At 49.5% G+C, this 1,443-nt stretch carries 2 pseudogenes; both read left to right on the top strand.

Annotation, left to right across the window (positions count from 1 at the left end):
• Nucleotides 1-132 (top strand): annotated as a pseudogene (locus tag ACWHAR_RS21275) (cytochrome d ubiquinol oxidase subunit II); the annotation flags it as partial.
• Nucleotides 132-1,415 (top strand): annotated as a pseudogene (locus ACWHAR_RS21270) (ABC transporter ATP-binding protein/permease); the annotation flags it as partial. The pseudogenes ACWHAR_RS21275 and ACWHAR_RS21270, both read left to right, overlap by 1 nt.
• Nucleotides 1,416-1,443: the final 28 nt, after the last annotated feature.

Here is a 1,443-nt window from a genome sequence, read left to right as displayed (position 1 = left end):
TCCGGAGATTATTCGCTTAAAGTCATGTCAATTGCAGCATTAACGCTACTGCCGTTCGTCATCGGCAGTCAGATCTGGAGCTATTATGTCTTCCGGAAACGCGTCAGCCATAAGGAGCCTATGACTTATTAATGGGAAAAGACCTGTTTCGATATAAAGGAATGAAGCGGATTCTCACCTTGATTACTTGTTTAACGCTGATTCAGACAGCCGCCATTATTATGCAGGCAGAGTGGCTGAGTGAGGCCGTAACCGGACTGTTCAACGGGAAGGGCATTACCTCCCTTTTTCCGATGATCAGCTTTTTCCTCATCGCTTTTATCGCCCGGCACGGGGTGACGGTGGCGCGACAGAAAATCGTCTATCAATACGCCGCCCGGACAGGAGCAGATTTGAGGAAAAGTTTTCTTGATCAGCTGTTCCGATTAGGCCCCCGCTTTGCAAAGAAAGAGGGGACGGGGCAAATGGTGACGCTGGCGATGGAAGGCATCAGCCAGTTCCGCCGCTACCTGGAGCTGTTTCTGCCGAAAATGGTCAGCATGGCGATTGTGCCTGCGGCAGTTGTCATTTATGTGTTTTTTCAGGATCGGACATCAGCCATCATTTTAGTCGCTGCTATGCCGATTCTGATCATCTTTATGATTCTCCTCGGCCTTGTCGCGCAGAGAAAAGCGGATCGTCAGTGGAAATCCTATCAGAGACTTTCCAATCATTTTGTTGATTCTCTTCGCGGGCTGGAGACATTGCGTTTCCTAGGTTTGAGCAAGTCACACAGCAAAAATATTTTCTATGTGAGTGAGCGGTATCGCAAGGCAACGATGAGCACACTCCGGGTGGCGTTTTTGTCATCATTCGCCCTCGATTTTTTCACGATGCTGTCGGTGGCGACAGTCGCAGTATTTCTGGGCCTGCGCCTCATTGACGGCGATATTTTGCTTGGCCCTGCTTTAACGGCGCTTATTCTGGCGCCTGAGTATTTTTTGCCGGTGCGGGAAGTGGGGAATGATTATCATGCAACGCTGAACGGCCAGGAAGCAGGAAAAACCATTCAAGAGATTTTGTCGCAGCCTGGTTTTAAAGAAGAGACGCCGCTTCAGCTCGAAGCTTGGTCCGATCAGGATGAGCTGAAGCTGTCAGGCGTGTCAGTCGGCCGTTCGGTGTCTGATATTCATCTCTCATTCAAAGGCAAGAAAAAAATCGGCATTATCGGTGCAAGCGGCGCCGGAAAATCAACATTAATTGATATTCTCGGCGGATTTTTAGAGCCGGATGGCGGGATGATTGAGGTTAATGGTACAAGCCGGTCCCATTTGCAGGACGGCAGCTGGCAGAAAAACCTTCTGTACATCCCTCAGCATCCGTACATTTTTGATGATACGCTTGGCAATAACATTCGCTTCTACCACCCAAGCAGTTAGAGAGAGGATACAGGCCGTCCTGCTG

The organism is Bacillus sp. LR--39 (assembly GCF_053613335.1).
Note: the sequence above shows the minus strand (reverse complement) of the source record. Positions and strands in the feature narration are given on the sequence as shown.